The 23,381-nt window shown below is 63.1% G+C and carries 25 protein-coding genes and 3 pseudogenes; 17 read left to right on the top strand and 11 right to left on the bottom strand.

Annotation, left to right across the window (positions count from 1 at the left end; translation table 11 throughout):
• Positions 1-32: 32 nt before the first annotated feature.
• The 6 genes from ACHMXE_RS05205 to rraA are packed head-to-tail and all read left to right on the top strand — an operon-like array spanning position 33 to position 5,062.
• Positions 33-1,268 (top strand): thiolase family protein, encoded by a 1,236-nt coding sequence (locus ACHMXE_RS05205; protein WP_203206442.1) that lies wholly within the window; start codon positions 33-35, stop codon positions 1,266-1,268.
• Between the two features lie 4 nt (positions 1,269-1,272).
• Complete coding sequence (locus tag ACHMXE_RS05200; protein WP_395347121.1) at positions 1,273-2,907, top strand: AMP-binding protein; 1,635 nt, start codon at positions 1,273-1,275, stop codon at positions 2,905-2,907.
• A complete protein-coding gene (locus tag ACHMXE_RS05195) occupies positions 2,904-3,686 on the top strand; it encodes an SDR family NAD(P)-dependent oxidoreductase (RefSeq protein WP_395347119.1) in 783 nt (260 codons plus the stop codon). The genes ACHMXE_RS05200 and ACHMXE_RS05195 overlap by 4 nt, the downstream gene beginning before the upstream one ends.
• Positions 3,683-3,874 (top strand): hypothetical protein, encoded by a 192-nt coding sequence (locus tag ACHMXE_RS05190; protein ID WP_395347117.1) that lies wholly within the window; start codon positions 3,683-3,685, stop codon positions 3,872-3,874. The genes ACHMXE_RS05195 and ACHMXE_RS05190 overlap by 4 nt, the downstream gene beginning before the upstream one ends.
• Position 3,875: 1 nt before the next feature.
• Entirely contained in the window at positions 3,876-4,505 is a 630-nt protein-coding gene (locus tag ACHMXE_RS05185) for an SDR family NAD(P)-dependent oxidoreductase (RefSeq protein ID WP_395347115.1), read from the top strand.
• Positions 4,506-4,558: 53 nt separating this feature from the next.
• Positions 4,559-5,062: a ribonuclease E activity regulator RraA gene (gene rraA / locus ACHMXE_RS05180; protein ID WP_395347113.1), complete on the top strand. Its 504-nt coding sequence runs from the start codon at positions 4,559-4,561 to the stop codon at positions 5,060-5,062.
• 164 nt (positions 5,063-5,226) lie between these two features.
• On the opposite strand, the gene ACHMXE_RS05175 is transcribed toward rraA, so the two are convergent.
• Both ACHMXE_RS05175 and ACHMXE_RS05170 read right to left on the bottom strand, forming a co-directional pair.
• Complete coding sequence (locus tag ACHMXE_RS05175; RefSeq protein WP_395347477.1) at positions 5,227-5,478, bottom strand: hypothetical protein; 252 nt, start codon at positions 5,476-5,478, stop codon at positions 5,227-5,229.
• Between the two features lie 202 nt (positions 5,479-5,680).
• Positions 5,681-5,821 (bottom strand): annotated as a pseudogene (locus tag ACHMXE_RS05170) (TetR/AcrR family transcriptional regulator); the annotation flags it as partial.
• Between the two features lie 67 nt (positions 5,822-5,888).
• Here ACHMXE_RS05170 and bdcA point away from each other — a divergent pair.
• Both bdcA and ACHMXE_RS05160 read left to right on the top strand, forming a co-directional pair.
• Entirely contained in the window at positions 5,889-6,602 is a 714-nt protein-coding gene (gene bdcA / locus ACHMXE_RS05165; protein ID WP_395347111.1) for an SDR family oxidoreductase, read from the top strand.
• Positions 6,603-6,939: 337 nt separating this feature from the next.
• Positions 6,940-7,584 (top strand): carbonic anhydrase, encoded by a 645-nt coding sequence (locus ACHMXE_RS05160; protein WP_203206449.1) that lies wholly within the window; start codon positions 6,940-6,942, stop codon positions 7,582-7,584.
• 837 nt (positions 7,585-8,421) lie between these two features.
• Here ACHMXE_RS05160 and ACHMXE_RS05155 read toward each other — a convergent pair.
• The 5 genes from ACHMXE_RS05155 to ACHMXE_RS05135 are packed head-to-tail and all read right to left on the bottom strand — an operon-like array spanning position 8,422 to position 12,915.
• Positions 8,422-8,835: a Rid family detoxifying hydrolase gene (locus ACHMXE_RS05155; RefSeq protein WP_203206451.1), complete on the bottom strand. Its 414-nt coding sequence runs from the start codon at positions 8,833-8,835 to the stop codon at positions 8,422-8,424.
• A gap of 3 nt (positions 8,836-8,838) precedes the next feature.
• Positions 8,839-10,311: a hypothetical protein gene (locus ACHMXE_RS05150; protein WP_203206452.1), complete on the bottom strand. Its 1,473-nt coding sequence runs from the start codon at positions 10,309-10,311 to the stop codon at positions 8,839-8,841.
• A gap of 39 nt (positions 10,312-10,350) precedes the next feature.
• Positions 10,351-11,091 carry an ABC transporter ATP-binding protein gene (locus ACHMXE_RS05145; RefSeq protein WP_395347108.1) on the bottom strand — a complete coding sequence of 247 codons (741 nt, stop codon included), beginning with the start codon at positions 11,089-11,091 and terminating at the stop codon, positions 10,351-10,353.
• A 49-nt stretch (positions 11,092-11,140) separates the two neighbouring features.
• The gene (locus ACHMXE_RS05140; RefSeq protein WP_395347105.1) at positions 11,141-11,890 is read right to left on the bottom strand and encodes an ABC transporter permease subunit; all 750 of its coding nucleotides are present in this window, start codon (positions 11,888-11,890) and stop codon (positions 11,141-11,143) included.
• Between the two features lie 32 nt (positions 11,891-11,922).
• Entirely contained in the window at positions 11,923-12,915 is a 993-nt protein-coding gene (locus ACHMXE_RS05135; protein WP_395347103.1) for an aliphatic sulfonate ABC transporter substrate-binding protein, read from the bottom strand.
• 583 nt (positions 12,916-13,498) lie between these two features.
• Here ACHMXE_RS05135 and ACHMXE_RS05130 point away from each other — a divergent pair.
• Positions 13,499-14,230 (top strand): GntR family transcriptional regulator, encoded by a 732-nt coding sequence (locus ACHMXE_RS05130; protein ID WP_203206456.1) that lies wholly within the window; start codon positions 13,499-13,501, stop codon positions 14,228-14,230.
• On the opposite strand, the gene ACHMXE_RS05125 is transcribed toward ACHMXE_RS05130, so the two are convergent.
• Together ACHMXE_RS05125 and ACHMXE_RS05120 are read right to left on the bottom strand one after the other, a co-directional pair.
• A complete protein-coding gene (locus tag ACHMXE_RS05125; RefSeq protein WP_203208543.1) occupies positions 14,227-14,766 on the bottom strand; it encodes a hypothetical protein in 540 nt (179 codons plus the stop codon). The two genes, ACHMXE_RS05130 and ACHMXE_RS05125, sit on opposite strands and share 4 nt — an antisense overlap.
• Positions 14,763-15,374, bottom strand: a complete 612-nt coding sequence (locus ACHMXE_RS05120) for a type IV toxin-antitoxin system AbiEi family antitoxin domain-containing protein (protein ID WP_395347100.1) — start codon at positions 15,372-15,374, stop codon at positions 14,763-14,765. Before ACHMXE_RS05120 ends, ACHMXE_RS05125 begins: the two co-directional genes overlap by 4 nt.
• Positions 15,375-16,010: 636 nt before the next feature.
• On the opposite strand from ACHMXE_RS05120, the pseudogene ACHMXE_RS05115 reads away from it, so the two are divergent.
• The 5 genes and pseudogenes from ACHMXE_RS05115 to ACHMXE_RS05095 form a co-directional block, all read left to right on the top strand.
• A pseudogene (locus tag ACHMXE_RS05115) lies at positions 16,011-16,385 on the top strand (ATPase); the annotation flags it as partial.
• A gap of 479 nt (positions 16,386-16,864) precedes the next feature.
• Positions 16,865-17,509 carry a DNA repair protein RadC gene (gene radC / locus ACHMXE_RS05110; RefSeq protein ID WP_395347098.1) on the top strand — a complete coding sequence of 215 codons (645 nt, stop codon included), beginning with the start codon at positions 16,865-16,867 and terminating at the stop codon, positions 17,507-17,509.
• Between the two features lie 1,345 nt (positions 17,510-18,854).
• A complete protein-coding gene (locus tag ACHMXE_RS05105) occupies positions 18,855-19,124 on the top strand; it encodes a type II toxin-antitoxin system Phd/YefM family antitoxin (protein ID WP_057607292.1) in 270 nt (89 codons plus the stop codon).
• A 2-nt stretch (positions 19,125-19,126) separates the two neighbouring features.
• A complete protein-coding gene (locus ACHMXE_RS05100) occupies positions 19,127-19,543 on the top strand; it encodes a type II toxin-antitoxin system VapC family toxin (RefSeq protein ID WP_209542275.1) in 417 nt (138 codons plus the stop codon).
• A complete protein-coding gene (locus ACHMXE_RS05095; protein ID WP_203206461.1) occupies positions 19,540-19,770 on the top strand; it encodes a hypothetical protein in 231 nt (76 codons plus the stop codon). The genes ACHMXE_RS05100 and ACHMXE_RS05095 overlap by 4 nt, the downstream gene beginning before the upstream one ends.
• 281 nt (positions 19,771-20,051) lie before the next feature.
• Here the strand turns inward: ACHMXE_RS05095 and ACHMXE_RS05090 are convergent, their stop codons facing one another.
• On the bottom strand, positions 20,052-20,372 hold the full coding sequence (locus tag ACHMXE_RS05090; protein ID WP_395347095.1) for a hypothetical protein: 321 nt from the start codon (positions 20,370-20,372) through the stop codon (positions 20,052-20,054).
• 179 nt (positions 20,373-20,551) lie between these two features.
• On the opposite strand from ACHMXE_RS05090, the gene ACHMXE_RS05085 reads away from it, so the two are divergent.
• On the top strand, positions 20,552-20,938 hold the full coding sequence (locus tag ACHMXE_RS05085; protein WP_203206463.1) for a hypothetical protein: 387 nt from the start codon (positions 20,552-20,554) through the stop codon (positions 20,936-20,938).
• On the top strand, positions 20,938-21,576 hold the full coding sequence (locus ACHMXE_RS05080) for a zeta toxin family protein (protein WP_203206464.1): 639 nt from the start codon (positions 20,938-20,940) through the stop codon (positions 21,574-21,576). Before ACHMXE_RS05085 ends, ACHMXE_RS05080 begins: the two co-directional genes overlap by 1 nt.
• A 343-nt stretch (positions 21,577-21,919) precedes the next feature.
• Here the strand turns inward: ACHMXE_RS05080 and ACHMXE_RS05075 are convergent.
• Positions 21,920-22,500, bottom strand: a pseudogene (locus tag ACHMXE_RS05075) (transposase); the annotation flags it as partial.
• 266 nt (positions 22,501-22,766) lie between these two features.
• Here ACHMXE_RS05075 and ACHMXE_RS05070 point away from each other — a divergent pair.
• Positions 22,767-23,033, top strand: coding sequence for a type II toxin-antitoxin system Phd/YefM family antitoxin (locus ACHMXE_RS05070; RefSeq protein WP_203206465.1), 267 nt, complete (start codon positions 22,767-22,769; stop codon positions 23,031-23,033).
• Positions 23,034-23,381: the final 348 nt, after the last annotated feature.

Here is a 23,381-nt window from a genome sequence, read left to right as displayed (position 1 = left end):
TTCGAACGCTCCCTGGATCGAACCCCTATTCCATGCAACCTGTATTCATCGCCGGCACGGGCATGACCCGCTTCGGCAAATTTCTCGATCGCGGACTGAAGTCGCTCGCGGCGGAGGCAATCACCGCGGCGCTGTCCGACGCCGGAATCGAGCCATCGCAACTCCAGGCCGCTTATATGGGGAACGCGGCGGCAGGCGTGATGACGGGCCAGGTGCTGGTTCCGGGACAGGTGGTGCTTCGCGGCCTGGGGATCGGTCGCATTCCCGTGGTGAACGTCGAGAACGCATGCGCCACGTCGGCGACGGCGTTTCAACAGGCTTTCCAGATGATCGGACTGGGCGCTTACGACATCGTGCTCGTCGCTGGTTTCGAGAAGCTCTACAGCGAGGACAAGGCCCGCACGTTCTCCGTCTTCCAGGGCGCCGTCGACCTCGAGGCCATCGACGAGGTCTATGAAAAGCTCTCCCGAAGCCTTCACGAGACGAAGTCCGATGCCAACCTTGCGGAAGCGGGCAAGTCGCGCTCGCTCTTCATGGACCTGTACGCGAGCATGGCGCGCGACTACATGGCTCAAAGTGGGGCGACGCAGCGCGACTTTGCCGCGGTCGCCGCCAAGAACTCGTTCCATGGGAGTCTCAACCCGAAGGCGCAGTTTCAGGAAGTCCTCACCATCGAGCAGGTACTCGCTGCGCCTCTCATCGTGGATCCCATGACGCGGCCGATGTGTGCGCCGATCGGAGACGGCGCCGCGGCGCTCGTCCTGATGTCCGAAAGCGCGGTGAAGAGGCTTGGCATCCAGGAAAGAGTTCGTGTTCTCTCCTCCGTGCTGGCCTCTGGCTGGGACTACACCGACGATGACCCTGCACGGCTGGCGCCGGCTGTCGCGGCCCAGGCCTATGAATTGGCCGGTGTGGGGCCGGTCGATCTCGACCTCGTCGAGCTGCATGATGCCGGCGCCCCGGCCGAACTGATCTATTACGAGCACCTGGGGCTCGCGGCTTCGGGCGAAGCTGCTGCGTTGCTCGACAGCGGCGCGACGCGGCTGGGCGGCCGTGTCCCCGTGAACCCGTCGGGCGGGCTGCTGCGCAAAGGCCATCCGATCGGCGCTTCGGGGTGCGCGCAGTTGGTCGAGCTCACCGACCAGTTGCGCGGGCGTTGCGGTGCGCGTCAGGTGATCGGTGCCCGTACCGCGCTGGCGGAGAACGGCGGAGGCTGGATTGGCGACGATGCGGCGGCGATCGTCATCAGCGTGCTTCAGAAGGCGTGATGCAATGAGCAGCAAGTCCCACGTCAACCTGGCTTCGATCATTTCGGAGTTTGCCCGGTCGCAGCCGGAGCGCGAAGCGCTCGTGTTCGAATGCGGTGCGGCGCTGCCCGATGTCACGCGCACTTATGGCCAGCTATGGCGAAACGGCCAGGCCCTGGCGCGCGGCCTGCGTCGCCGCGGCGTGGGACCGGGCAGCGTGCTGGCGCTCCTGATGGCCAACCACGCCGAATTCGTCGACCTGCTGGTCGCTGCATCGTTGCTGCGCGCGGTCCTGGTTCCGATCGATCCACGCACCAAGGGGGAGAAACTCGCCTTCATGGTCGCCAATTCGAAGGCGACCGGACTGGTCGCGGCCGACTACGCGCTGCGTCACGTCGAAGATGCACTGGATGGCGCGGCCGAGGTGGCATGGGTCGCCGCGCTCCCCACCGACGAGGGCCCGGGCCGCGCCCTGTGGGCGCCGCGCGTCGAGTGCTACGCCGATCTTTGCCTGGACGCGGGTGAGGACCTGCCCCTTCCGGAGTCCAACGGCGCCGACAGGATGTTGATCCTTCACACCTCCGGCACCACGGGCGACCCCAAGGGCATCGTCATGACGCAGAGGCGCTTCTGCGAGACCGCCGCTGCCGCGCTGAGGGGATTCGGCTACCACGCGAGCGACCGACTCTATTCCGGACTGTCGTTGACCCATGCCAACGCGCTGCAGGTGACCCTGGCGCCGGCGCTCCTGGGCGGCCTGCCCGTGGTGTTCTCGCGTCGCTTCACGCGCTCCAGGTTGTGGGACCTCACGCGCAGATACGGATGCACGACCTTCACGGTGCTGGGTGGCATGCCGACCTCGATCTACGCCGAGCCGGCGAAGGCCGACGATGCGGACAACCCCGTGCGGCTCGTCGTCTCGGCGGGGATGCCTGCCACCCTGTGGGAGCGGTTCGAGCGGCGCTTCGACGTACGGATCCTCGAGTTCTACGGATCGGCCGAAGGAGGCCTCGCGATCAAGCCATTGGGTGAAGGCCCCGTCGGCAGCATCGGCCGCATCGCGTCGCACTTCATCCATCGCATCGTCGACGACGCGGGCATGGATGTGTCGCAAGGCCATCCCGGCGAGCTCTGGCTGCGCCCTGCGGATGGCTCGCCCTTTCAGATCGAGTATGTCGGCGACCCCGAGGCTTCCGCTCGCAAGGGCGAAGGCGGGTGGCTGCACATGGGTGACGTGGTTCGTGAAGACGCCGACGGATGGCTGTTCTTCGAGTACCGCAAGGGCGGGGGCGTTCGCCGCAATGGCGACTTCATCAGCACCGCCTATGTCGAGAAGGCCATCGTCGATTCGGGCCTGGTCTGCGATGTGTTCGTGTATGGCATTCCGGCCGCCTCGGGTGCGGCCGGTGAAAAGGATGTCGTGGCTGCAGTCGTGTCGGCACCGGATGTGCAGCTCGACGTGCAGGCGCTCTTCCGATGCTGTCGCACGGCGCTCGAGGCGAACTTCGTGCCGAGCTTCATCCAGGTGGTATCGGAGATCCCAAAGACGGCATCCGAAAAACCCCTGGAACGCCTGCTCGCTCAAGCCCTGGTCGATCGCCCCGAAAACGTTCACACCGAGCGCAAGGCGCTGACGGACGGCGCGAGGGCGACGTCATGAAGCTGGACAGAAATGTGTCGGCCATCGTGACCGGTGCGAGCAAGGGCCTGGGTGCGGCAACCGCCATTCGACTGGCATCCTTGGGTGTCAAGGTGGCGCTGCTCGACCTGGACGTGGAGGCTGGAGAGTCACTGGCCCGCCAGATAGGGGGCGTCTTCTGCGATGCCGACGTGACGTCGGACGAAAGCGTCGAACGGGCGCTTGCTCGAGCCCGCCAGGCCAATGGCCAGGAACGCATCCTGGTCAACTGCGCGGGCGTCGTGCACGCCCACAAGGCCGCGGGACGCGACAAGCTCACCGGCGCTGTGCGGCACTACCCGATGGCCGAGTACGAGCGGGTGATTCAGGTCAACTTGCTCGGGACCTTTCGCTGCATCGCGAAGTCGGCGGCCGGCATGCTGGAACTGGACCGCTTGCCGAGCGGCGAGCGCGGCGCGATCGTCAACACCGCTTCGATCTCGGCGGACGAAGGCCAGATGGGGCAGGCCGCTTACGCCGCATCGAAGGCAGGCGTCGCGGGCATGACCCTGCCCATTGCGAGGGACTTCGCGGGCGAGGGCATACGGGTCAACGCGATCAAGCCTGGCTTCTTCGACACGCCGATGCTGCGGACAGGACCCGAACATTTGAGGCGAGCACTGGAGGCCTCGGTGCCGTTTCCGAAGCGCGTCGGCGAGCCCGGGGAGTTCGCCCAGCTGGTCGAGTTTCTCTTGACCAATGACTACATGAATGGTGAATGCGTGCGCCTCGATGGCGCGGTAAGGATGAGCCCGAGATGAGCCAACCTCTACAGTCCAGAATCGCGCTGATCTTCGGCGCGGGTGCGGCCGAAAGCGGCCCCGGAAACGGCGCGGCGATCGCCATCAGAATGGCAAGCCAGGGCGCGGTGGTGTTCGCTGCCGACAGAGACCTGGAGGCCGCGCGCCGCACCCAGCGGCTGGCGCGCGAGCAAGGGGGGCCTCTGTGAAGTGATCGAGGCCGACGTGTGCAGCGAGCCCGCGATTCGCGAAGCGGTGAGCCGGGCACAGGAAGTCAACGGGAGCATCGATATTCTCGTGAACAACGTCGGCGTCGTGATCCAGGGCGGGCCCGAGGAGCTCAGTGTCGAAGATTGGGACCGTTCGTTTGCGTTGAACGCGCGATCGGCCTTCTTGGCCCTCAAGCACGTGCTTCCGATCATGAGCCGTGCGGGGCGAGGGGCCATCGTGCAGGTGTCGTCCATCGCGAGCACGCGCGCTGGCGTATCCGGCGCCTGCGCCTATCACGCGAGCAAGGCGGCGCTGAATGCGCTCGGGATGACCGTGGCGATGCACTATGCAGCCCGTGGCATCCGGTGCAACAACATCCTGCTCGGACTGATGGATACCGCGCTCGTGCGAGAGCAACTGGCGGGAGCCCATGCGCAAGGACTGGACCATCTGCTGAAGACGCGCAACGCGACTTGTCCGCCTGGCGCAATGGGCTCGCCGTGGGACGCCGCGGAAGCCGCGGCCTTCCTTGCGAGCGACGCGGCACGCTACATCAACGGCACGGACATCTTCGTGGATGGCGGACTGCACAACCAGATCGTCGCGCCGGTTTTCAAGTCCGGCGCCTGAGCCGCGCAGGCATCGAGCCCGGCCATCGAGCGACAGAACGCAAGGATTCGACCATGACATTCGCGACCGCGGATATTTCCGATGACGACCCGCTTTCGTGCGAGCTCTGCGATGCCCCTTTCCGTGATTTCGGACGGCGGCGCACCTTCTGGGGTCAAGCGGTGACGCTCAAGGTCCGTGATGACCACCGCGCCGGCGTCGAAGCCTGCCTCGAGCCTGGCCATGGAAGGATCCTGGTCATCGATGGCAGCGGCTCGCGTGCTGTCGCGCTGTTCGGCGGAACCATGGCATCCATCGCCGTGCGAAACGGTTGGGCGGGCGCCATCGTCTTCGGGGCGATCCGTGACGCCGAGGAAATCGCTACCTACGATCTCGGCGTCAAGGCGCTGTGCACGACGCCACGCAGTTCGGCGGTGAGATCTCCCCATGAGCGCGACGTCGCGGTGTCTTTCGGCGAGGTCACGATCCAGCCGGGTGCATGGATCTACGCGGACGCTGACGGCGTGTTGGTGCGCCAGACTCGGTACGAACCGCCTGTCATTGCTTATCAGGTTTGACGGCGCTCAAAGGAGCGCGTCGGCAAGAAACGACGAATTGCGTTAGTTCAGCTTCTGGAGAACTGCATCCGAGACAGAGGCTCACGGGCCTCGGATGCTGATTGCCGGAGTCGAACGTGCTCGCACGGTGCCGGGTCGTGGATGCGCTGCACTCGCTCAGGAGTTCATGGTTCCAAAGCCTGCGAGATCGCCGCGCCGGCAAGTCTTGCGGTGGACAGCAAGCGGTCCAAGCCCTGACCGTGACGAGCGCTGGCCGACATGCCGGCCATGACAGTGCTCACGAAGTCCGTCAACCGGTCCGCTTCCAACGGGTGTTGCTTGGCAATGTACTGGTGAATCAGATCTTGCGCCGCGACGTGGTAGCCACAGGCAGCCTCGCGCGCATCCTGGTCGTTGCAGTGGGTGCCTTCGAGCACAAGACAGCCAGTGGCGGCGGCATCGGCGGCGTACGCACGTGCGGCGCGGTCTGAAAACCTCCGCAAGTGACACTGCCAGAGGCCGTTCAGTGCTCAAGATCTGGGTGAGCGGGATAGCGCCGGTGGTGGCATAGCGCTCAAGGACACGCGCGTACAGGCTGGCCTTGCTCCCGAACGCCGCATAGAAGCTGGGCGGGTTGATGCCCAGCGCCTTGGTGAGGTCCACCACGCCAACGGCATCGTAGCCCCGCTGATGAAACAGTCGTTGGGCTGTGGCGAGTGCTTCGTCCGGGTCGAAACGGCGCGGGCGACCTCGGGCGCGAGAAATATTTGTAGTCGTCATTACAAAATCCTTGACTGCGCTGAAGTTGTTTTTGTATTCTCCACTACATTAATGTGAAGGAGCAATCATGTCGGCGTTCGAGGGCAAATCTGTGTTGGTGCTTGGCGGCAGTCGGGGAATCGGGGCAGCGATCGTACGGCGCTTCGCCCGGGACGGCGCGCAGGTGACATTCACCTACGCTGGCTCACCTGAGGCGGCACATTCTCTCGCCAGCGAAACAGGCAGCCGAGCATTCTTGGCTGACAGCGCTGACCGTGATGCGGTCATCGAACGGGTCCGGGCCAGCGGCCCGCTGGATGTGCTCGTCGTGAATTCGGGCATTGCCCTGTTCGGCGATGCGCTGGAACAGGACCCCGATGCGGTGGATCGCTTGTTCCGTATAAACGTCCACGCGCCGTACCACGCATCGGTGGAGGCGGCGCGGCGAATGCCCCAAGGCGGCCGGATCATCGTGATCGGATCGGTCAATGGCGACCGCATGCCGATCGCGGGCATGGCGTCGTATGCGCTGAGCAAGTCCGCGCTTCAAGGAATGGCTCGAGGGCTGGCGCGGGATTTCGGACCGCGTGGCATCACCATCAACATCGTGCAGCCGGGGCCGATCGACACGGAAGCTAACCCGGAGAACGGTCCAATGAAGGACCTGATGCACAGTTTCATGGCGATCAAGCGCCATGGTCGCTCGGACGAGGTCGCAGGCATGGTCGCCTGGCTGGCCGGGCCGGGAGCCAGTTTCGTGACCGGTGCCATGCACACGATCGACGGCGCTTTTGGGGCCTGAACCGGCCGCTCCGCCCTCGCGCGCTTCATCCTGGACGCGGTCGGTCGAGCTGTCACACGCGCGTAGCGTCGGGCCCGACGCGTCCACACGATGCTCGACTGTTGAGTTCCCTGGATTCCTGTCCCTCGGTCTCGCCGAGCTGTTCCATCAAGACCATCTTGCCGTGCATCGTCGATGCCGAGGACCTGTAACACGTCCTTGGCCAAGTCAATGGGAATAGCCGTGATATTCATAACGACGCCCCGGTTCAGGCGGTGGGTGACACCGCCACTTTGTCAGGTTCTCTCAACTGCGGGTGGAGGGCGTACGTCCCATTGCTTATGATTAGACTACGGCCATGCAAGACATCATTGCCGGCTTTCTTCGCTTCCAGGCGGAAATATTCCCCACTCGTAAAGAGCTCTTCAGGGAGTTGGCAAAGAGCCAGACCCCAAAGGCGTTGTTCATCTCGTGTTCGGACAGTCGGATGGTGCCCGAGCTCGTTACGCAACGGGAGCCGGGAGATCTGTTTGTCATGCGCAACGCAGGCAACATCGTTCCTTCATTCGGTCCAGAACCCGGAGGCGTCTCGGCAACCGTTGAGTTCGCCGTGTCAGCCTTGAAGGTCAGCGACATCGTCATCTGCGGGCATTCTGATTGTGGCGCCATGAAGGCGATTGCAACCTGTGCCTGCATGGACACGATGCCTGCTGTAAAGTCTTGGCTGCGCTACGCTGATGCCGCCCGCATGATCAATGAAGCGAAGCCTCACGCGGACGAACGCTCGCGCGTAGATGGCATGGTGCGGGAGAACGTACTCGCCCAATTGAACAACTTGCGAACGCACCCGTCTGTTGCGCTTGCAATTGCCCAGGGTACGCTGACTCTGCACGGCTGGGTCTACGACATTGAGAGCGGATCGATCGAAGCGTTCGAGATAGGGGCGAATCGTTTTGTGCCGTTGGCGAATCATCCAGCGGCTAGAAAGCTGGATAAAGCCTGATAGCGAGCCACCAAATCTCGTGTAGCAATGAATGGCACGCCTTTTATTCTGGAGCGATGGTGAGCCCAAGGCCGGACGCAGTCCGCGACCCGTGGCGGGGACCGCGGACTTCCTGAATGCCTTCGTCCGTGGATTGATGTTCGCGGCGCGTGGCCACTTCGGCGCCACGTATTACGTACCGATGGTGGTTGTCCGCCACTAAAGATCGGCCACTTTTTCATCCCAGCGAAGCTCCGGGTGGGGCCGAAGTACGGAACACCGGCTCGAGCTCGAGTCATCGGCCGAAATCCCCGTCCTCGGCCACCAGCGATGCCGAAGCAGATCGTCAGCCGTTGGCGAGTATGCGCGTGGATGCGCGTCAGCACGTTGCGGAAGTACACCCGCGGATCCCGGCCATTGAGCTCGGCAGCCTGCACCAGGCTCATCATTGCTGACGCTCACCCGCAGGCGAGTGGCCGTCCACGAACAGCCAATTCTTCGTGTCGACTTTCCAGGGCTTGATCTGTCCGGTCGATCAGGTTTCCTTCGATGGACACCGCTCCATGCTGCAGGCGCTGTCAGGCGAGACAGCAAACTGCCCACTTGGCGACTTGGCGACTTGGCGACTTGGGGAGTCAAGCCTCTTGCTGGCGGGAGGCCATATGCAGCCAGGAGTGATGGAATCAGGTCGCAGGACTCTTTCAGAGCCGCCTCGAGCGTAAACAACAGCCGGTCGGCATTGTCGAGGCGGTAGCCCTCTTGCTTCAGCACGAAACGCAGAGCGTGGGGAAGTGACGGAGAGGACCCGCGCTCTTCGATCTTTTGAAGCCTGCTGTTGCCAATCTCTCCTCGTCAACTTTAATTCTGCGGCAGGTCTTCGTCAGCCGGATCCGGCAGCGAAAATACGGCCTGGGCCTCGATCACCGCGCCGAGCGGCAGCGAAGCGACACCTACCGCGCTGCGCGCGGGGTAGGGCGCAGTGAAATGTCCGACCATCCATGCGTTGACTAGCGGCCAGATCGACAGGTCGACGAGGTAGACGGTCAGCTGCACTGCATCGTCCAGACGTGATCCCGCGGCCTCCGCAATGGCCTGAAGGTTGCGAAACACCTGCTCGACCTGCCCCTCGGCGCTCTGGACCAGCGCCATCGTCCGAGGATCGATGCCGATCTGTCCAGCCGTGTGCACCATGCGTCCCGCGACGATGGCCTGTGAATAGGTTCCCATGGCGGCGGGCGCGTTCGGCGTGGCAATGGCGTGGCGGGCAGCCATAATTCACGCCTCCACCGGGGCCAGCGCATCGGCCCATTCGCGCAGCAGGCCCAGCGCGGTGAATAGTGCCTCGACCACGTGCCGCATGCGATCCTCGCGAAGCACCCCTTGGCGGTCCAGCGTGCCCAGGCCGGGCGTCAGCACGATGTTGCCGTCCTCGGACTGGATCAGCAGCACACCCATTCGCGCCATCATGTGGCTAAGCACGTGCGCGCCAGCGATACGGTCTTCGTTGCTGAAGATTGGAAGCCCGAAATCGGTCCCGCTCCAACTGCGCTCGTAGTTTATTTCGACGCCGCCGAGGTTATACGACTTGGTAATGAGAAAGCCGGGTCCCAACATGTTGGCATGACGTTCATAGGCTTCGAGAACGATGCGATGCGTCGCGTCGATCGGGCCGCTCAGCCGCTCGGGCTCATCGCGTAACACGCGCAGGACCTGCACCAGTGCTGCCAGCGACAGCCTGCCAGGGTCGACCGACGCATACACGCCTTTTCCGTGCGCCGAGCCAGGACCGAAGCGCTCGCTGTGCACGCCCAAGGCGCGGCGGACGTTCACCATGGCGTTTTCGCGACCGACAATCAGACCGCTGGTTGGCCCGCCCGCGACCTTGTCCATGCTGTAAAGCATCACGTCCGCACCGACGAGCCTCGGGTCAGTGCCCACAAACGGCACGCCCCATGCGTTGTCCACGATGTATGGCACTCCGAAATGCTGCGCGAGTTCGCCCACTGCCGCCTGGATCGCCGGCACCCCGTGGGCGTTCTTGTCACCATATCCGTAGCCAGGGGTATCGTAGCCCAGGGTGACGAAGCCAGCGAGGTCGGCCGCATGGATGTCGGCTGCAACGCGCAACGTCTCGACCGCGCGCAACGAATCGGTTTCCAGGAGCAGCGGGCACGGCGTCATCTTGGGGCCGTGCGCGTCATAGCGCGCGCCGGCCATCGGGACCATCACGATGTCTGTCTCCATGGCGCGACGCCCACCCAGGCCGAACTCGCCCGCAGTGGTGCCGCGGTCGGCGAAGATTTCCTTATAACGTGGAGGGAAGGGCCTTCCGTAGCTCAGGTGGTGCTCAGCATGCCGTTCGATAAGCCCGATACACCGCGCGCGGTAGGGGGTGCCCCTGCCTAACTGCGGCGGAGTCAACAACGCGTCGTAGGCCACGCTCAATGCCGCCTCGCAGCTGTTGGCGACCGCGGCGTCGTAGCCATCGCCGTAGACCGATTTGACGAGTCGTCGGATCTCGTCCCCCAACGCCTTGGGTGACACGAAGTCAGCGGACACCGAAGACATCGCTTCGAGCACGTCCTGCCGGATCGAGCCCGGCAACGCCGAACTGGCACCCGAGGTGCCAATCAGGCCCTTGAGCTCGGTCGGTATCTGAAGCCGAGCGCCGGCTTGCGCGGCCAAGCCGCACAGCACCTCCCTGTCCTCCAGCAAGCGCGCGTAGAGATCCATTCGATGGACGGTCATGGCTGTGTCTTTCCTTGATGTGGTTTTGCCACGCCGCGCTCAGCCGCGGATGGCTTGCAAGATGAATTGCTTGGCACGGATGAAGCGCTCGTCGTGAATCAGCGTCTCGTAGCGTCGAGGCCGTTCGATCCCGACGTCGAGGCACTCCCTGATGCGACCCGGCCGTGCGCTCATGACCACCACCTTGTCGGCCAGGAAGAGCGACTCGTCGATGTCGTGGGTGATGAAGAGCACTGTCGTGCGAAGCCGCTCCCAGACTTCGAGCAGTAGCTCCTGCATCTGCAGTCGGGTCTGCGCATCCAGCGCGCCGAAGGGCTCGTCCATCAGGATCAGCTTTGGCTCGTTGATCCAGGCGCGGGCGAGCGCCACGCGCTGCTGCATTCCGCCCGAGAGCTCGTAGGGGTAATGGTTCTCGAAGGCGGACAGGCCCATGAGCTCGATGTAGCGCTTGGCGCCCGGCAGGTAGCGATCTCTGGCTTGTCCCGCCATACGTGGCCCGAAGGTGATGTTGTCGATCACGGTGAGCCAGGGAAACAGCATGGGGCGCTGAAACACCATGCCACGTTCCGGCGACGGGCCGCGCACCGCCGCGCCATCGACTTCGATGCTGCCGGCGCTGACCTCTTCGAAACCCGCGACCATGTTCAGCACGGTCGACTTCCCGCATCCGCTCGGGCCCAGCAGGCAGATGAACTGGCCGTCCTGAATGTCGAGCGTGAAGTCTTTCCACCGCGTGCGTGGTGCGGGCGCGTCTAGGATCCTCGTAGTTCTTTGCGACACCGCGGAGTTTGACTTTGTCGCGCGATTTCAGAGCTTGGCTGTCCATGTCTTAACCCTTTCCGGACCAATGAACGCTCATGCGCTGCGCGGTCACCAGCGCCAGATCGAGCAGATAGCCAACGCCGCCGAGCAGCAGAATGCCGAGCAGCACCACGTCGGTCCGAAGGTAGGAGCTCGCGTTGATGACCATCCAGCCAAGGCCGGAGCTCGACGCGATCATCTCGGCGGCGATCAGCGTGGTCCAGCCGATGCCGATCGCCACGCGTACGCCGGTAAACAGTTCTGGCATCGCGCTGGGGAGGATCACGAAGCGAAACAATTGCGTGCGGCTCACGCCAAGGGACTGCGCTGCGCGAATCCTGTCTTCCTGGACGCCGGTCACCGCGGCCGCGGCGCTCACTACCACCGTGAGGAAAGTAGAGAGATAGATCAGCAGGAACTTGGAAAACTCGCCGATGCCGAACCAGACGATCACGAGCGGAATCAACGCGAGCTTCGGCAGCGGCCGCAGGAACTGCACGAAAGGGTCGAAGATGGCGTTGAGGGTGGCGAAGCGCCCCATCATCAGGCCCAGGGGAATGCCGGTGGCGGCCGCGGCGGCGAAGGCCGCCATGCCCCGCGCAAGGCTGACGAGCACGTGCTGCCACAGCGGGACCTGGCGATATCCGTCCGTGATCAGCGTCGTCGCTGTCTCGAACACTTCGCGTGGACCGGGCAGAAGCAAGGGGTCGACGAGCTTGTTCTCGCCGACCACCAGCCATGCGAGGAAAACCGATCCCACGGCCACGGTACTGACCAAGGTTTGTCTCGAGCGTCGCATCTTGGCGCCTTCTATCTTCCCGACGCACGCTTCATGTACGTGGTGTTGAGCGCTGGCGCGAAGCTCGAGGGCAAATCCGCCGAGCGGATTTCTCCGAGTTCGACCAAGAAGCGCCCGGTGTCCATCATGGCTGGCGCCACCTTGCCACCTTGGGCGAGCATTTCAAGCTGCTCGGCGTTGGGCGGCGTGTAAAGGCCCTCGAGCGTGGCGCGCACCTGCGACTCTTCCTGATTCAAATGCTTGGCCACAAGCTGTATCGCGGCGTCCTTGTCTTGCCTGTACGCATCGGCGGATTGGTCAAGCGCGCGAAGGAAGCCGACCACCTTGTCCGGATACCGCGCCGCGAACTCCCTGCGGACCACGAAGGTGTTGAAGACGAAGTAGCCGTCCTTCTGCAGCTGGCGCGTGCTGAGGATTTCCTTTCCGCCGGCTGCCTCCATTGATTGCGTGAATGGTCCCCAGACATACGCTGCGTCGATGTCGCCGCGACGCCAGGCGGCCACCATCTCGGAAGGTGCCAGCGAAACGAGTGTCACGTCCTTGGGCGCGACTTTGTTGACCTTCAAGGCCGCCATCAGCGCGTAGTGCGCGGTCGAGCCTGGCGGATACGCGACGCGCTTGCCCTTCAAATCCGCGATGGACGAGATCGGAGCGCGGGCGATGAGTCGTTCGGACGTGGAGATGACTTCGGCAATGGCGATCACGTCGACGGGAAGCCCTCGCGCAATCCCGGCGACCGTGGGAGAGGAACCCATCCGCGCAATGTCGACCTGTTTGGACGCAAGCGCAGTCAGCGCCGCGGCACCGGAAGGAAACTGCGCCCATTCGACCTTGGCGGCCATGTTCTTTTCGAACAGGGCCGTAGCCTTTCCGATCACCCACAACCGGGGCGCGCCGTACCAGCCGAGCCGCACAGGCTGATCAGCTGCCTGCGCCGGGGTTCCCAGGCCAACGAGGCCCGCGCAAGCCAGCGCCAGTGCAATCCATCTCGATCTCAAAATCATGTGGGATCCTTCGCGAGAAGTTGTGGGCAACGGTTCGTGGCAGACGCCGCCGACACAGAAACCTTGGCCTAAAGTAAAACTGCACTATAGCAGTTGGTCGGCGAACTGCAATACAGCAGTTGAACTCGTCGAGCCGAGGATCTCTGGCACTCAGCCGATGTGGTTTATGTCTACCAGGAAGCGAACGTTGCGCAAGCGCTCGCCGAGAACGCGCTGCAGCGGGACCGAATCGTCGTCCACCGCGTTGCCACGCAGTCCCATTGCGGTCCAGGGGCTGGCGGTCGGATGTCGGCGCGACGAAAGAACCGGTTGCAAGGAGGCATCGTTCGATGCGCAGCAGCGGATGTGGGTAATCGACGTCGTGTCAACGCGCGACCTTTGTACTCTCGAGCAAGCACATCGCGCAGTAGCGGCCGCCCTTTGCTTGGCGGCGTCGATGCAATCGAGACCCGATGAACCTGTCGCTCATCATTGCGCTGGCGCTGGCATTACTTGAGCTCGAAATCAGCGACGCGCAGCCTCTCGTTGTACCGCGGCAAGTTAAACTGCTGTGTAGCGGTTTCTTAACCATCCGGGATACGCCATGCAGCAAGGGGACGTCGCGCAAGCTTCAACGACCAAGATCCAGCAGATCGTGAATTCGATCCTGGCCAGCATCGCTGCGGGTGAGTTGCAAGAGGGCGACCGCGTGACGTCGGAGCGCAAACTTGCCCTCGATTTTGATGTCAGCGTCGGCACTGTGCAGCGGGCGCTTCAGAAACTCGAGCATCGTGGCGTATTGATCCGAGAGCACGGCCGCGGCAGCTTCGTGCGCGGAATGGGCGCCGCACTTAATGCGCATTACGTCCGTTTCTGCGACGCGCGAGGAAATGACTTGCCTTTGTATTGGCATGTTCTGGGGCACAAGAAGATCAAGCCCAAGCGAGACATCGTGGACTTCTTCGGCACTGACGAGGCATTGGTACGCATCGACCGACGCGTTGATGTAAACGGTCAGTTCGTGCTACATGCGCAGTTTTATCTGTCGGAGCATGCCTATGCCTCACTACCTTCCGAAGTCACCGACAGCACCAACCTGCGCGAGTCGTTGAGCCAGGCGCTTTCGGTGCCGGTTCTGCGCGTAGAGCAACTTGTTGGTTTCGATGCAATGCCCGCAGATGTCGCCGCCTCTTTGGGCTGCGACCAGTCCAGCCCATGCTTCATGCTCGAGCTGCGCAGTTACGCGGTAGACAACCGACCGGTATCTCTTCAGCGCATCTATGGAGAACCATTCAGAAACGCCCGGTTTGTGATGGACACGCGACGCATCGGCTAACGGGTCTTCGAGGCCGGAGCCCTCTCGCGTGTTCGCTTTGTCGACGCCGCCTTAGCGTTGGGCGTGATCGCGGCGAGCTCGCACTGGCGGCCTTGTGTCGTGTTCTTTGCCAAGACGCTCTCAGGTGCACAGCCACCGGATGTCACGCTGTTCGAGTGTAGCTGCCGGCGTCCTCCTCGCTCGAGGCGAAGCCGGTTGCCGGCGATTGGCCAATCTTCCGCAGCAGGATCGACAATACGGCACTTAGTCAATATCGACAGGGTGGAAGGGCCTGACGGCACCGTCGCCGAGCCATTCGAGCGAAAAATTGGCGTCCAGACCTCGGCCACAAGGCTGGAAGACTTCAGCATCGACAAGGTGCCGCACCGGTTCGGCTGGAGCAAGCTTTGAAGGTCCGCCACGGCCTGGGCTAGTGGCTCGCTCACTTCGATACGTTTCTCCACATCAAAGTTGAGCGTCAGGTTGAAGTCCTGCTTCCTTGCATCCGCATGTTGCTTCAAGCGGGCGCGGATCGAGGCTGCGATGTTGCGGCTCACGTCGTGACGCTTTCGAGGTAGGGTCGCATCACATTGGATACGCGGTCGATCGTGGCGTAGTGCCAGAGTGCATCGATCGTCACCTTGCGTTGCGCCCAGCCGTCGCGCAGCGCTTCAAGCGCCACGTCAAGGCCGATCTTGTGGCGAAACTTGAAGCAGTCGGTAATGGTCTTGGCCGCGTTGAAGATTGGCACGCTGACACCGTCGATCTGCATGGGTTCGACGCCTTCGGACAGTGCGGGGCCGGACATGCGGATGGCGCGCAGCGCGGGCTGGTCGAGCCTGGGTGTTGGCGAGTTGCGGGGAATCGCGATCCACACTTCGAATGGTGCTTGCGTGCCGATCTCATGGACGCGCAGCGCCGACAGCAAGCAGACGATGCCCTGCGGCACGCGGAGTGCGACCTCTGCCAGCGAGCGGTGCTCGCTCAGTGGGCGCCCCGGCAGGCTGTGGACACCACGGGCGACCCGTTCGAGCTGGCCTGCGGCGACCAGCCGGCTGAGCACCATCGTTGGAAGGCCATGCGTGGCGAGATTCCGCGCGCGCAGCAGCGGCCGCTGTTTGGCCAACGCCAGGACGGCTTGTTCGCGTGTCGAAGTCGAGAACATGCTGGAGTTTGTTGCATTTGCTAGTTACTTGTCAGTAAAAAAAGAAGAAATGCAACGAAGGCGACTACACATCACCCCAGCGAGGTGGGTTAAATCGCCAGTAGCGATCAGGTCCCAAACCGGAATCAATCGCTGCTGCTGGTCTGGTGTGCCCAACGGTGAGCCCGGTAACCACGACAGTCAGGGAAAAGCTAGTGTCGGCGCGGGTTGGGAGGTTTTTCGAGGCAGCCCCGGCCACCAAATTTCTCATTTGGATGAACAAGCGAGCCTGACTCGGACGAGTCGGTTTTTTGCTTGCCTCTTGTAGGCATCCGGGATGCGTGCCACTCGTTCTGTGCCGGGCCCGGTTCGCAACCCGGTAGAAGCCGCTGTCGCGGCCAGTGGCATCGGCCTTGGCGAGTCGACGCGTGCTTGAGATCCCGCGTTCGCACTAAGCGCCGCGTTGGAGAGCGAAGGGCGTGGGGCGGGGTGTGCGGTCTTGCTGGCACCTTCACCGTAGCACGGCGTTCTCGCCGTCAAGGGCTGCGCGCCGCTGTGCGGCGCTGGCGGCCTTCGGCCGTCATAGACCCCTGACCGCTGCGCTGCGCCGTGCGGGCCACGGTTTCGGGCAATCCCGCCCGACAACCGGAGATCATCATGAATGAGAAATCGCACGTGTCGATGGAGCAGCATGTCTGCCTGGTGTGCGGCGTCAGTTTCGAAACCGGCCACCTGCTGCTCGATCGACGTCTGCGCGCGAGCATGGGGCGGCACACGCAGACAAGTTGGGGCCTGTGCGCCGAGCATCGCAAGATGTTCGACGCGGGGTTCGTTGCCTTGGTCGAATGCGATCCGCGACGCAGTGGAGCTGCGTCGGCCCAAGGCAACCTCCGTCCGGAGCAGGCGTATCGCACCGGTCAGATTGCGCACCTGAAGCGCGAAGTGTTCGATCGGCTGTTCGACGTCAGGCTGGCGGCTGACAAGCCTTGCGTGTTCGTGGAGCCTGGGCTGATCGCGCAGCTGCAGGCCATGGTCGGGCCGCAGCACCGACTGAAGCGCGGTCGGCGCTCGGAAGCGCATCGACGCGCATGGATGCGCCGGGCGCTTCTTCAGGGTCGCAACGCGACCCTCTTACTCGGGGCGTGAAGCGTTGCTCAAGTGCCGTGCACTTGGGCGCGTGGCCGGAACGAGCGCTCGCGCGCTGCGTTACGCCGTGGGCAGCTTGATTGGCGCGTGTCTTGGTGCTTTGCGGCGCATGACGACATTGGGGCGCAGACGACCGCGACCGTGAGCGCAATGCTTCGAATCCCTTCGTTGGCGTTGGGGGGCTGGGGAGGGCTTGCCTGTGAGCCCTGAGGCTACCCCATCGTTCTCGCGTTCAAGGCCCTGCGCGCGCTTCGCGTGCTCGGCGCGTGCCCGCGCGCCTGCGGCGGTCTTGAGCGCTGCGCTGCGACGGGGTGGCGGGGTCTCGCAGGCAATCCCGCCTGTGTCATCCACAGGAGTTCTTCCTCATGAACACACCCGCTTCCTCTGCATCCGCTGGCGCGGAGTCGTCCGAATCCTTGGCGTCGTCCTTTATGGCCGTGCGCACCGAGTGTGAAGTGCTTGTAGCGTTGAATTCGCTACTTGGCGCTGACGCGGTGCGGCTTTACGAGGCGCATGGGCGATCGCTACATCGGCTGGTCGGTGCCGCGCGGGATGCGTCGTTGCCCGGCGGAGAGTCGTTGCTGTGCGGTCTTCGAGTGGCGCGTGCGCTGCTTGTCGAGGAGATGCTGCCGGGCGAGACCTTTGGTTCGCCGAAGGCGGTGGCAGACTATCTGAAGCTGCACTTCGCAGGGCAGGGGCACGAAAGCTTTGCGGTGCTGTTTCTGAATGCGCAGCATGGGCTGATCGCGTTCGAGGACCTGTTTCGCGGCACGCTCACGCAGACCAGCGTCTATCCGCGCGAGGTGCTGCGTCGTGCGCTGCGGTACAACGCCGCGGCCGTCGTCCTGGCGCACAACCATCCATCGGGCATGGTCGAGCCGTCACGAGCGGACCTGGCGTTGACGGCGGCGCTGAAGGACGCGCTGGCGTTCATCGATGTGCGGGTGCTGGATCACGTCGTCGTCGCTGGAAGTCGCACGGTGTCCATGGCCGAGCGCGGCCTCGTCTGAACGAGGCCGGGGCGCTGCGCGCCCCATTTTTTGAGACTGCGCCGCTGTAGCGGTTGCGCGCTTCGAGCCCGGCGGACGGATGAAAGGCAAGCCTCGATGCTTTCGGTGGGCGGACGCCGTAGCGTCGCGCACGGCCTTGCCGTTCGGCGCTCGGTGAGCGCAGCGCGTCGCCATACACAACAGCATCCAGCTCCAGCGCTTGGTCGGCGCCTCGAGACATGTCACTGGATTGCGCAGCACGCGTGCTGCGAGTCGAAAGTCTTCTCTCGTGAAGGCAAGGCGTCATCGGACGAGAAAGGGATGTCGTGCTACGCAGCGTGAGCGCGATGGAGGATGGCGAACCCCTTTGTGCCGTTCAGGGACTGCGCCAGCGCGCAGGCAAGTCACGACTTGACCCCGCCGGTCGGCCCGGTGATCAGCACGCTGTGTCTGGAGTCGATCCAGTCGCCCAGCGTCATGCTCATCACGGCCTGGCGGTCGACGCCGCGGCCGGCGCGAGCGCCTCCGTCATCAATGGCTGCTCGCCAAGATTGATACCACGGCCAAGATGCACACCAGAGCCCAGGTTCGTGACGTGGCTCAGGGGCACACGAATTCAGAAACACATTCCTGCACTTTAGGCGAACGCATTTCCACGAATAGACGCCGTTTTCTCCAGTTACGCGGAAAAACCGCTTGATGGCTATCGCCGTTAGCAAGCAAACGGCTGTGTCTTGACATTTGTGGCTTCGGTAGCTACATTTACTGTTTGGCGACCGCGGTCCCGCAGCATCGCTCGATTTGGTCAAGGGCAGTCATGAGTCTGCGCGAGGAATACGACATCGAGATGCCGGTCTGGCGCAGGTCGCTGCGGCTTGCCGGCGGGAGTCGGGGCACAGGACGCCGCGCGTACTCGCGGATAGACCTGAGATTCAATCGCTTCTCGCAAGGGCACGTCGCATCTTCAACGACGGGGCTGCCAGGAGCGCTGGGCGCAGCGTCGCGCCACCGCGCGATCACTGGATCATGGAGCTCGACGGCTGGACCAATCTCACAACCGGCGAGAACCGGCGAGCAGGGAAGGCGTCTAACTTATCAGCCTGGACCCTTCGGGAGAAGCTCGCTGAGGTGCGAGCCGCAACGGCGATGTCTACAACTTTTACGTCAAGCTGCAGGCAATCGATCGGCGCGTGGGCGTGCCTTTTGGCTGGTATTTCTGCATGCTCGATGGCGACCGCGTTCATGCTGAATCGGGTGAGCACGCGCTGTAGGCGGCCGAAGACGTTCGGACTGTGCTGCAGGAATGCGACTATCAGGTGTTGAAGACCTGGAAACAACGGCCCTATAGGTTTCAGGAGAGATGGAAATGAATGCCCCCCACGTGATCACGAGCCGCGAGTTCGGCCACAACGTCAGCAGCGCGAAGCACCTGGCCAAGGAAGGTCCGCTCTTTATCACCGACCACGGCGAACCTGCCTTCGTGCTCCTCAACATCGGCGACTATCGAGCGCTCTCCCGAGGCGACGGCGATAGTACGGTTTCGCTGCTTGAGCTGATGGACAGCATGCCCGATACGTCGGAAGTCGAAGACTTCGAGATCACTCCGACGGCCATCCAGCTGCGCCCCGAGGTCTAAGGGTGTACCTGCTCGACTCCAATGTGCTGGCCGAACTGCGTCCAGGAAAGCTCGGCCAATCAGAAGAGGTCCGGCGCTGGGCTGGAACAGTTCCACAGAACCAGTTTTTCCTTTCGGCCATCACCATTCTCGAACAGGAGGAAGGCATCGTGCGCCTGGAGCGCCGTTCACCGCCCCAGGGACAAGCGCTGCGTCGGTGGGCCACAGCCGTCCATAAGGCATTCGCTGAGCGGATCCTAGCTTTCGGCGAGCGTGAGGCGCTGTTGTGCGCGCCCATGCATGTCCCCGATCCAAGAGCTCGACGCGATTCGATGATCGCCGCCACTGCGCTTTCGCACGGTTTCACTGTGGTCACCCGCAACACCAGCGATTTCGTCAGCATCCGAGGGCTGAAAGTGTTGGACCCCTGGAACGCATGAAGCTCAATCAAGGATTTCGCCATACCTTGCAAGTCGCTGCGCGTAAAGCACTTCGCATTCATCCGAGTGATCGCACGGGAGGTGGACCCGCTCAAGAGCTGAGAATCTACTTGGGCCAGGAAAGCCAGAGCATCGACGCGCGCAAGGTCCCAACGGCCATTGCATGGATCTTCAGTGAATTTGCAGTTCTGTCCCGCGGCAAGCGTGCTCCGGCCACGCGCGCGTAGCAGCGCGATCTGTTTGGGTGTTGTTTTATGAGAGCGCAGATCTTCCGAGAGAGCCGACCAGCCGTTGTCGCCCGGAGACGGCGGTCTGAAGCCTGACCATTTTGGTGGTGCATGCTGGGCGCAACGCTTTGGGTTGAGCGGCAGCGTCGCCGTCGCTGAGGCGATGGAGGGTGTGCGCATGCGTCGGTGCGCAACCTTGGGCGCAGATAGCGCTACGCGCGGTGTATTGTTTGCGCGAAGCATTGCTCGCCTGGCGCGAATGCTCACGCCGACTTGAGCGCTCAGCAGGTCAGAGCAGGATTCAACAGTTCGATGCCAGCACCCTTGCACTTGATCCAGGGGCCGCCAGGATGCCCCTTGCCATCCCAGGCGGCCAGTGCTTGGCGCGCCTCGTGTGCATGTTCGTAGCAGTAGCGGCGGTGATAGCCGACCGGGTCTACGCCGACGACCACGGCGGTGGTGAAGTTGAATCGGCGAATGCCGCATAACTGGCCTTCGCGCTCGCAGATGTCCGTGTAGCCGTCCGCTGCCAGCGCAGGCGCCCACGGGTGGTTGGCGAACTGCGAGGTGATAGGCGAGGGCGGCTGGGTGCGCATGGTCATCGGGGGATTGTGGCTCCCCGATGCCAGCTTGGGCCGAAGCGCCTGCGGCAGTTTGGATGGTGCGATGGTGCGTGGTGCTCGCTCGCTCCTGATCCACCGGTGAGGTATGGTAGGAGGTGTTTTACCCAAAACCCATAAAATGGGTAAAATATAGAAACTCTGGTTTTGAAGGATCTTCCATGGCTGCCGTTTCCGCGACCGTCGGCTCCTCCGACATCGAGCGCTTGGCGCGCGATCTGCCGTCGTTTTCTGCGACGAAGCTGGCCTCGGGCATGCAGGCGGTCGCCAGCACGGTGATGGCGCGCGGCGCGGTGGTGATCACGCGCCACGAGAAGCCCGCCATGGTGCTGATGTCGGTGGAGCGCTACCTGCAGATGGAGCAGGCGTCGGAGCCGGACCTCGAGGCCCTCACGCACCGCTTCGACGACATGTTTGCGCGCATGCAGGGCGAGGCGGCTGCACGCGCGATGGACGATGCATTTGCCATGAATTCTTCGGCGCTGGGTGAGGCGGCGGTCGCTGCGGCTGCCCCGGCTGCCCCGGCCGCGCCTGCTTCGCGCGGCTGATGCCGGCAAGGATCTTTGTGCTGGCGGGCGTCAACGGCGCCGGCAAGAGCAGTGTGGGCGGCGCCGCGTTGCTCCAGAAAAAGGTCGACTACTTCAACCCCGACTTGGCAGCCCGCGTGGTGCTGGATGCCAATCCGGGCCTGACGGCCGAGGAGGCCAACGCCCGGGCCTGGGAGTTCGGACGCAAGGGTCTGGAGCGAGCCCTGGCGCAGGGATTCAACTTTGCCTTCGAGACAACCCTGGGCGCGAGGACAATCCCTCAGATGCTCGCCGACGGGGCGCGCCAGGGCGCCCAGGTGCATCTTTGGTACGCCGGACTTTCCTCGCCCGAACTTCATGTTGCGCGCGTGCAGGGTCGGGTCGCTGCCGGTGGCCATGACATCCCGGAAGCAAAGATCCGAGAACGCTATGAGACAAGCCGCTCCAACCTGATCCGGTTGTTGCCGCTGCTGGCGAGCTTGCGGGTCTACGACAACAGCGCCGAAGGCGATCCCAAGGCAGGACGCAAACCGCAACCCCGGTTGCTGTTGCATATGGAAAACGGGCAGGTCGTTGGCCACGTTGCGCTGGACCAGGTGCCGCGATGGGCCAAGCCGATCATGGCCGCCGCGCTCATGCATCCCCACAGGGCAGGCTGAGCCCGAGCTTCGACACTGTTGACGACATCGCGCAGCGCGTCTTTGCACGAGCTGATTGACGGCATACCCGGAGTGCGAGGCGGCTGACCGCCCGGATCTCCCAAGCGCAGAAGGCCTTCACGGAGCACCGGAACGCAGAAACCACCCTGGGCGCGCTCTACTTCGACCACGTCTGGAAGGCGGGGCCGACGGCGAGCACCTTCACAAGGTGTCCGGCGCCGGCCAATTGCCGAAGGACTTCGGGCCTTGGGAGGCCGCGCTCGAGAGAATCGCAAGCAGCCGCGCGGAGAAGAAGGCGGGAGCGCTCCGGGCGCGCGATCACTGGGCGCGGGAAGATGCGCACCTGCTTCAAGGCAATACCCGCGTGCTCGGCCAAAGCTACCGCCTTGTGGCGGGCGATCTCCAGCAGACGCGAGTCACCGGTGAGCTATCGTTTTCTTCTGCGCCGTGGTGTCAACGATCGGCCGCTAGAACTTGGCCGGCTCGATGGCGTTGCTGGTGACAGCCGGGTCGATGGTGGCCTAGAGCAATTCCTCCACGCCAGCCTCGCCGATGGCCAATCGGAAGGACCCGCGCTGCGTGGCATCGCACGGCAGACGCACTCGTAGAACCGCATGCCGCTGAAGTGCTGCCCGACGATGTTCTCGGGCCAGCGCTGCACCAATTCCTCGTCGCTGAGGTGGTAGGCATGCTTGAAGTGCATCAGGCTGGCCCACCGACGCAGGGGAAGTTGCGGGCGCCCGGCGGCGGCAGCAACTGCGCTGGCGACCCGCACGCTGGGGCCTGACAAATCGCCCTGCGCAACGGTCCGGCCTTCGCATACCTGGCGGGCAAACTCCGGTACCAGCGCGGTCTCCATCTGCGCCCAGGGCAACTGGCTGGCCAGCATCACCAGCGGTGGCGTGCATCGATCATCTCGGCCATCGGCTGCCGGAAGAAATCATATCGAGGTGCGTTGATTTTCAGGGGATCTCACACCAAACTGCAGCCGCAGAAACCCAGTGCTCATGCGGGGTGGCAGGGTTTTGCATGGCCGACTGGCTACCTGCCCCGCCGCGGGCGGCGCGCTCTGACTTCGTTCAAAAAGCGCGCTGTCTGCGGGAGCTTGCTATCACCAAGCGACTACCCCTTGGAGGGAACTTGACGTTTTACGTAATTCACGAAAATGGTGCTTCTACGGAGATTTCCTCATGATTACTGTTTCCGCAAGCGAGTTCGCGAAGAATTTCGGCCACTACCGCGAGATGGTTCAAGCTGAATCTGTGGCAGTCACTAGCCATAACCGCGTGACTGGGTACTTTATTTCGAGAAAGGAGTTCGACGAGTTCGAACGCCTGAAGGCCCGCGCGACAAAGTCATATGAGGTCCAAGACCTGCCAGCTGAAGCGATTCAGGCGCTGTCAAGCAGCGCTATGGATTCAAGTCACGATGCCTTGAACGCACTGCTGCGCGACTAAGTGCATGACTTTTCCGAAACCCGAGGTAGGTCTCGTCGTCTCGTTTGCCTACTTGTGGAATCACGAAAAAAAAAGGGCAGACGGAGGGAGTTAAGAATCGACCTTGCGTCATCATCACAGCCGTCGAAGAAGTCGAAAATCGAGTCGTCGTCACTGTTTCTCGGATCACGCATTCACCCCCGGAAAGTACAAACCTCGGCATCGAAATGCCACCCCCCTTGAGCAATACAATAAAGCCTTGCGGTTTGAGATCCATTTTGTATGGCATTCCCTATTCGCGAATAGCGAATAGCGCGGATCAGCTGGCCTTTGACAAGTGCAAGATGCCTGAACGTCAAAACGTCAGCG

This window comes from Variovorax sp. UC122_21 (assembly GCF_044056785.1).
GTDB lineage: Bacteria > Pseudomonadota > Gammaproteobacteria > Burkholderiales > Burkholderiaceae_C > Variovorax.
The sequence above is the reverse complement of the archived record's forward strand: the minus strand, read 5'-3'. Positions and strand labels throughout refer to the sequence as shown.

Excerpts from the sequence above, each read along its gene's own strand:
- ACHMXE_RS05150 (WP_203206452.1), bottom strand. The coding sequence starts at position 10,311 with ATGACCGTCCATCGAATGGATCTCTACGCGCGCTTGCTGGAGGACAGG.
- ACHMXE_RS05095 (WP_203206461.1), top strand. The coding sequence starts at position 19,540 with ATGAAGCTCAATCAAGGATTTCGCCATACCTTGCAAGTCGCTGCGCGT.
- ACHMXE_RS05160 (WP_203206449.1), top strand. The coding sequence starts at position 6,940 with ATGCAAGACATCATTGCCGGCTTTCTTCGCTTCCAGGCGGAAATATTC.
- ACHMXE_RS05205 (WP_203206442.1), top strand. The coding sequence starts at position 33 with ATGCAACCTGTATTCATCGCCGGCACGGGCATGACCCGCTTCGGCAAA.
- ACHMXE_RS05080 (WP_203206464.1), top strand. The coding sequence starts at position 20,938 with ATGCCGGCAAGGATCTTTGTGCTGGCGGGCGTCAACGGCGCCGGCAAG.
- ACHMXE_RS05155 (WP_203206451.1), bottom strand. The coding sequence starts at position 8,835 with ATGGCTGCCCGCCACGCCATTGCCACGCCGAACGCGCCCGCCGCCATG.
- ACHMXE_RS05130 (WP_203206456.1), top strand. The coding sequence starts at position 13,499 with ATGCAGCAAGGGGACGTCGCGCAAGCTTCAACGACCAAGATCCAGCAG.
- ACHMXE_RS05090 (WP_395347095.1), bottom strand. The coding sequence starts at position 20,372 with ATGACCATGCGCACCCAGCCGCCCTCGCCTATCACCTCGCAGTTCGCC.
- ACHMXE_RS05200 (WP_395347121.1), top strand. The coding sequence starts at position 1,273 with ATGAGCAGCAAGTCCCACGTCAACCTGGCTTCGATCATTTCGGAGTTT.
- rraA (WP_395347113.1), top strand. The coding sequence starts at position 4,559 with ATGACATTCGCGACCGCGGATATTTCCGATGACGACCCGCTTTCGTGC.
- ACHMXE_RS05105 (WP_057607292.1), top strand. The coding sequence starts at position 18,855 with ATGAATGCCCCCCACGTGATCACGAGCCGCGAGTTCGGCCACAACGTC.
- ACHMXE_RS05195 (WP_395347119.1), top strand. The coding sequence starts at position 2,904 with ATGAAGCTGGACAGAAATGTGTCGGCCATCGTGACCGGTGCGAGCAAG.
- ACHMXE_RS05085 (WP_203206463.1), top strand. The coding sequence starts at position 20,552 with ATGGCTGCCGTTTCCGCGACCGTCGGCTCCTCCGACATCGAGCGCTTG.
- bdcA (WP_395347111.1), top strand. The coding sequence starts at position 5,889 with ATGTCGGCGTTCGAGGGCAAATCTGTGTTGGTGCTTGGCGGCAGTCGG.
- ACHMXE_RS05120 (WP_395347100.1), bottom strand. The coding sequence starts at position 15,374 with ATGTTCTCGACTTCGACACGCGAACAAGCCGTCCTGGCGTTGGCCAAA.
- radC (WP_395347098.1), top strand. The coding sequence starts at position 16,865 with ATGAACACACCCGCTTCCTCTGCATCCGCTGGCGCGGAGTCGTCCGAA.
- ACHMXE_RS05135 (WP_395347103.1), bottom strand. The coding sequence starts at position 12,915 with ATGATTTTGAGATCGAGATGGATTGCACTGGCGCTGGCTTGCGCGGGC.
- ACHMXE_RS05070 (WP_203206465.1), top strand. The coding sequence starts at position 22,767 with ATGATTACTGTTTCCGCAAGCGAGTTCGCGAAGAATTTCGGCCACTAC.
- ACHMXE_RS05190 (WP_395347117.1), top strand. The coding sequence starts at position 3,683 with ATGAGCCAACCTCTACAGTCCAGAATCGCGCTGATCTTCGGCGCGGGT.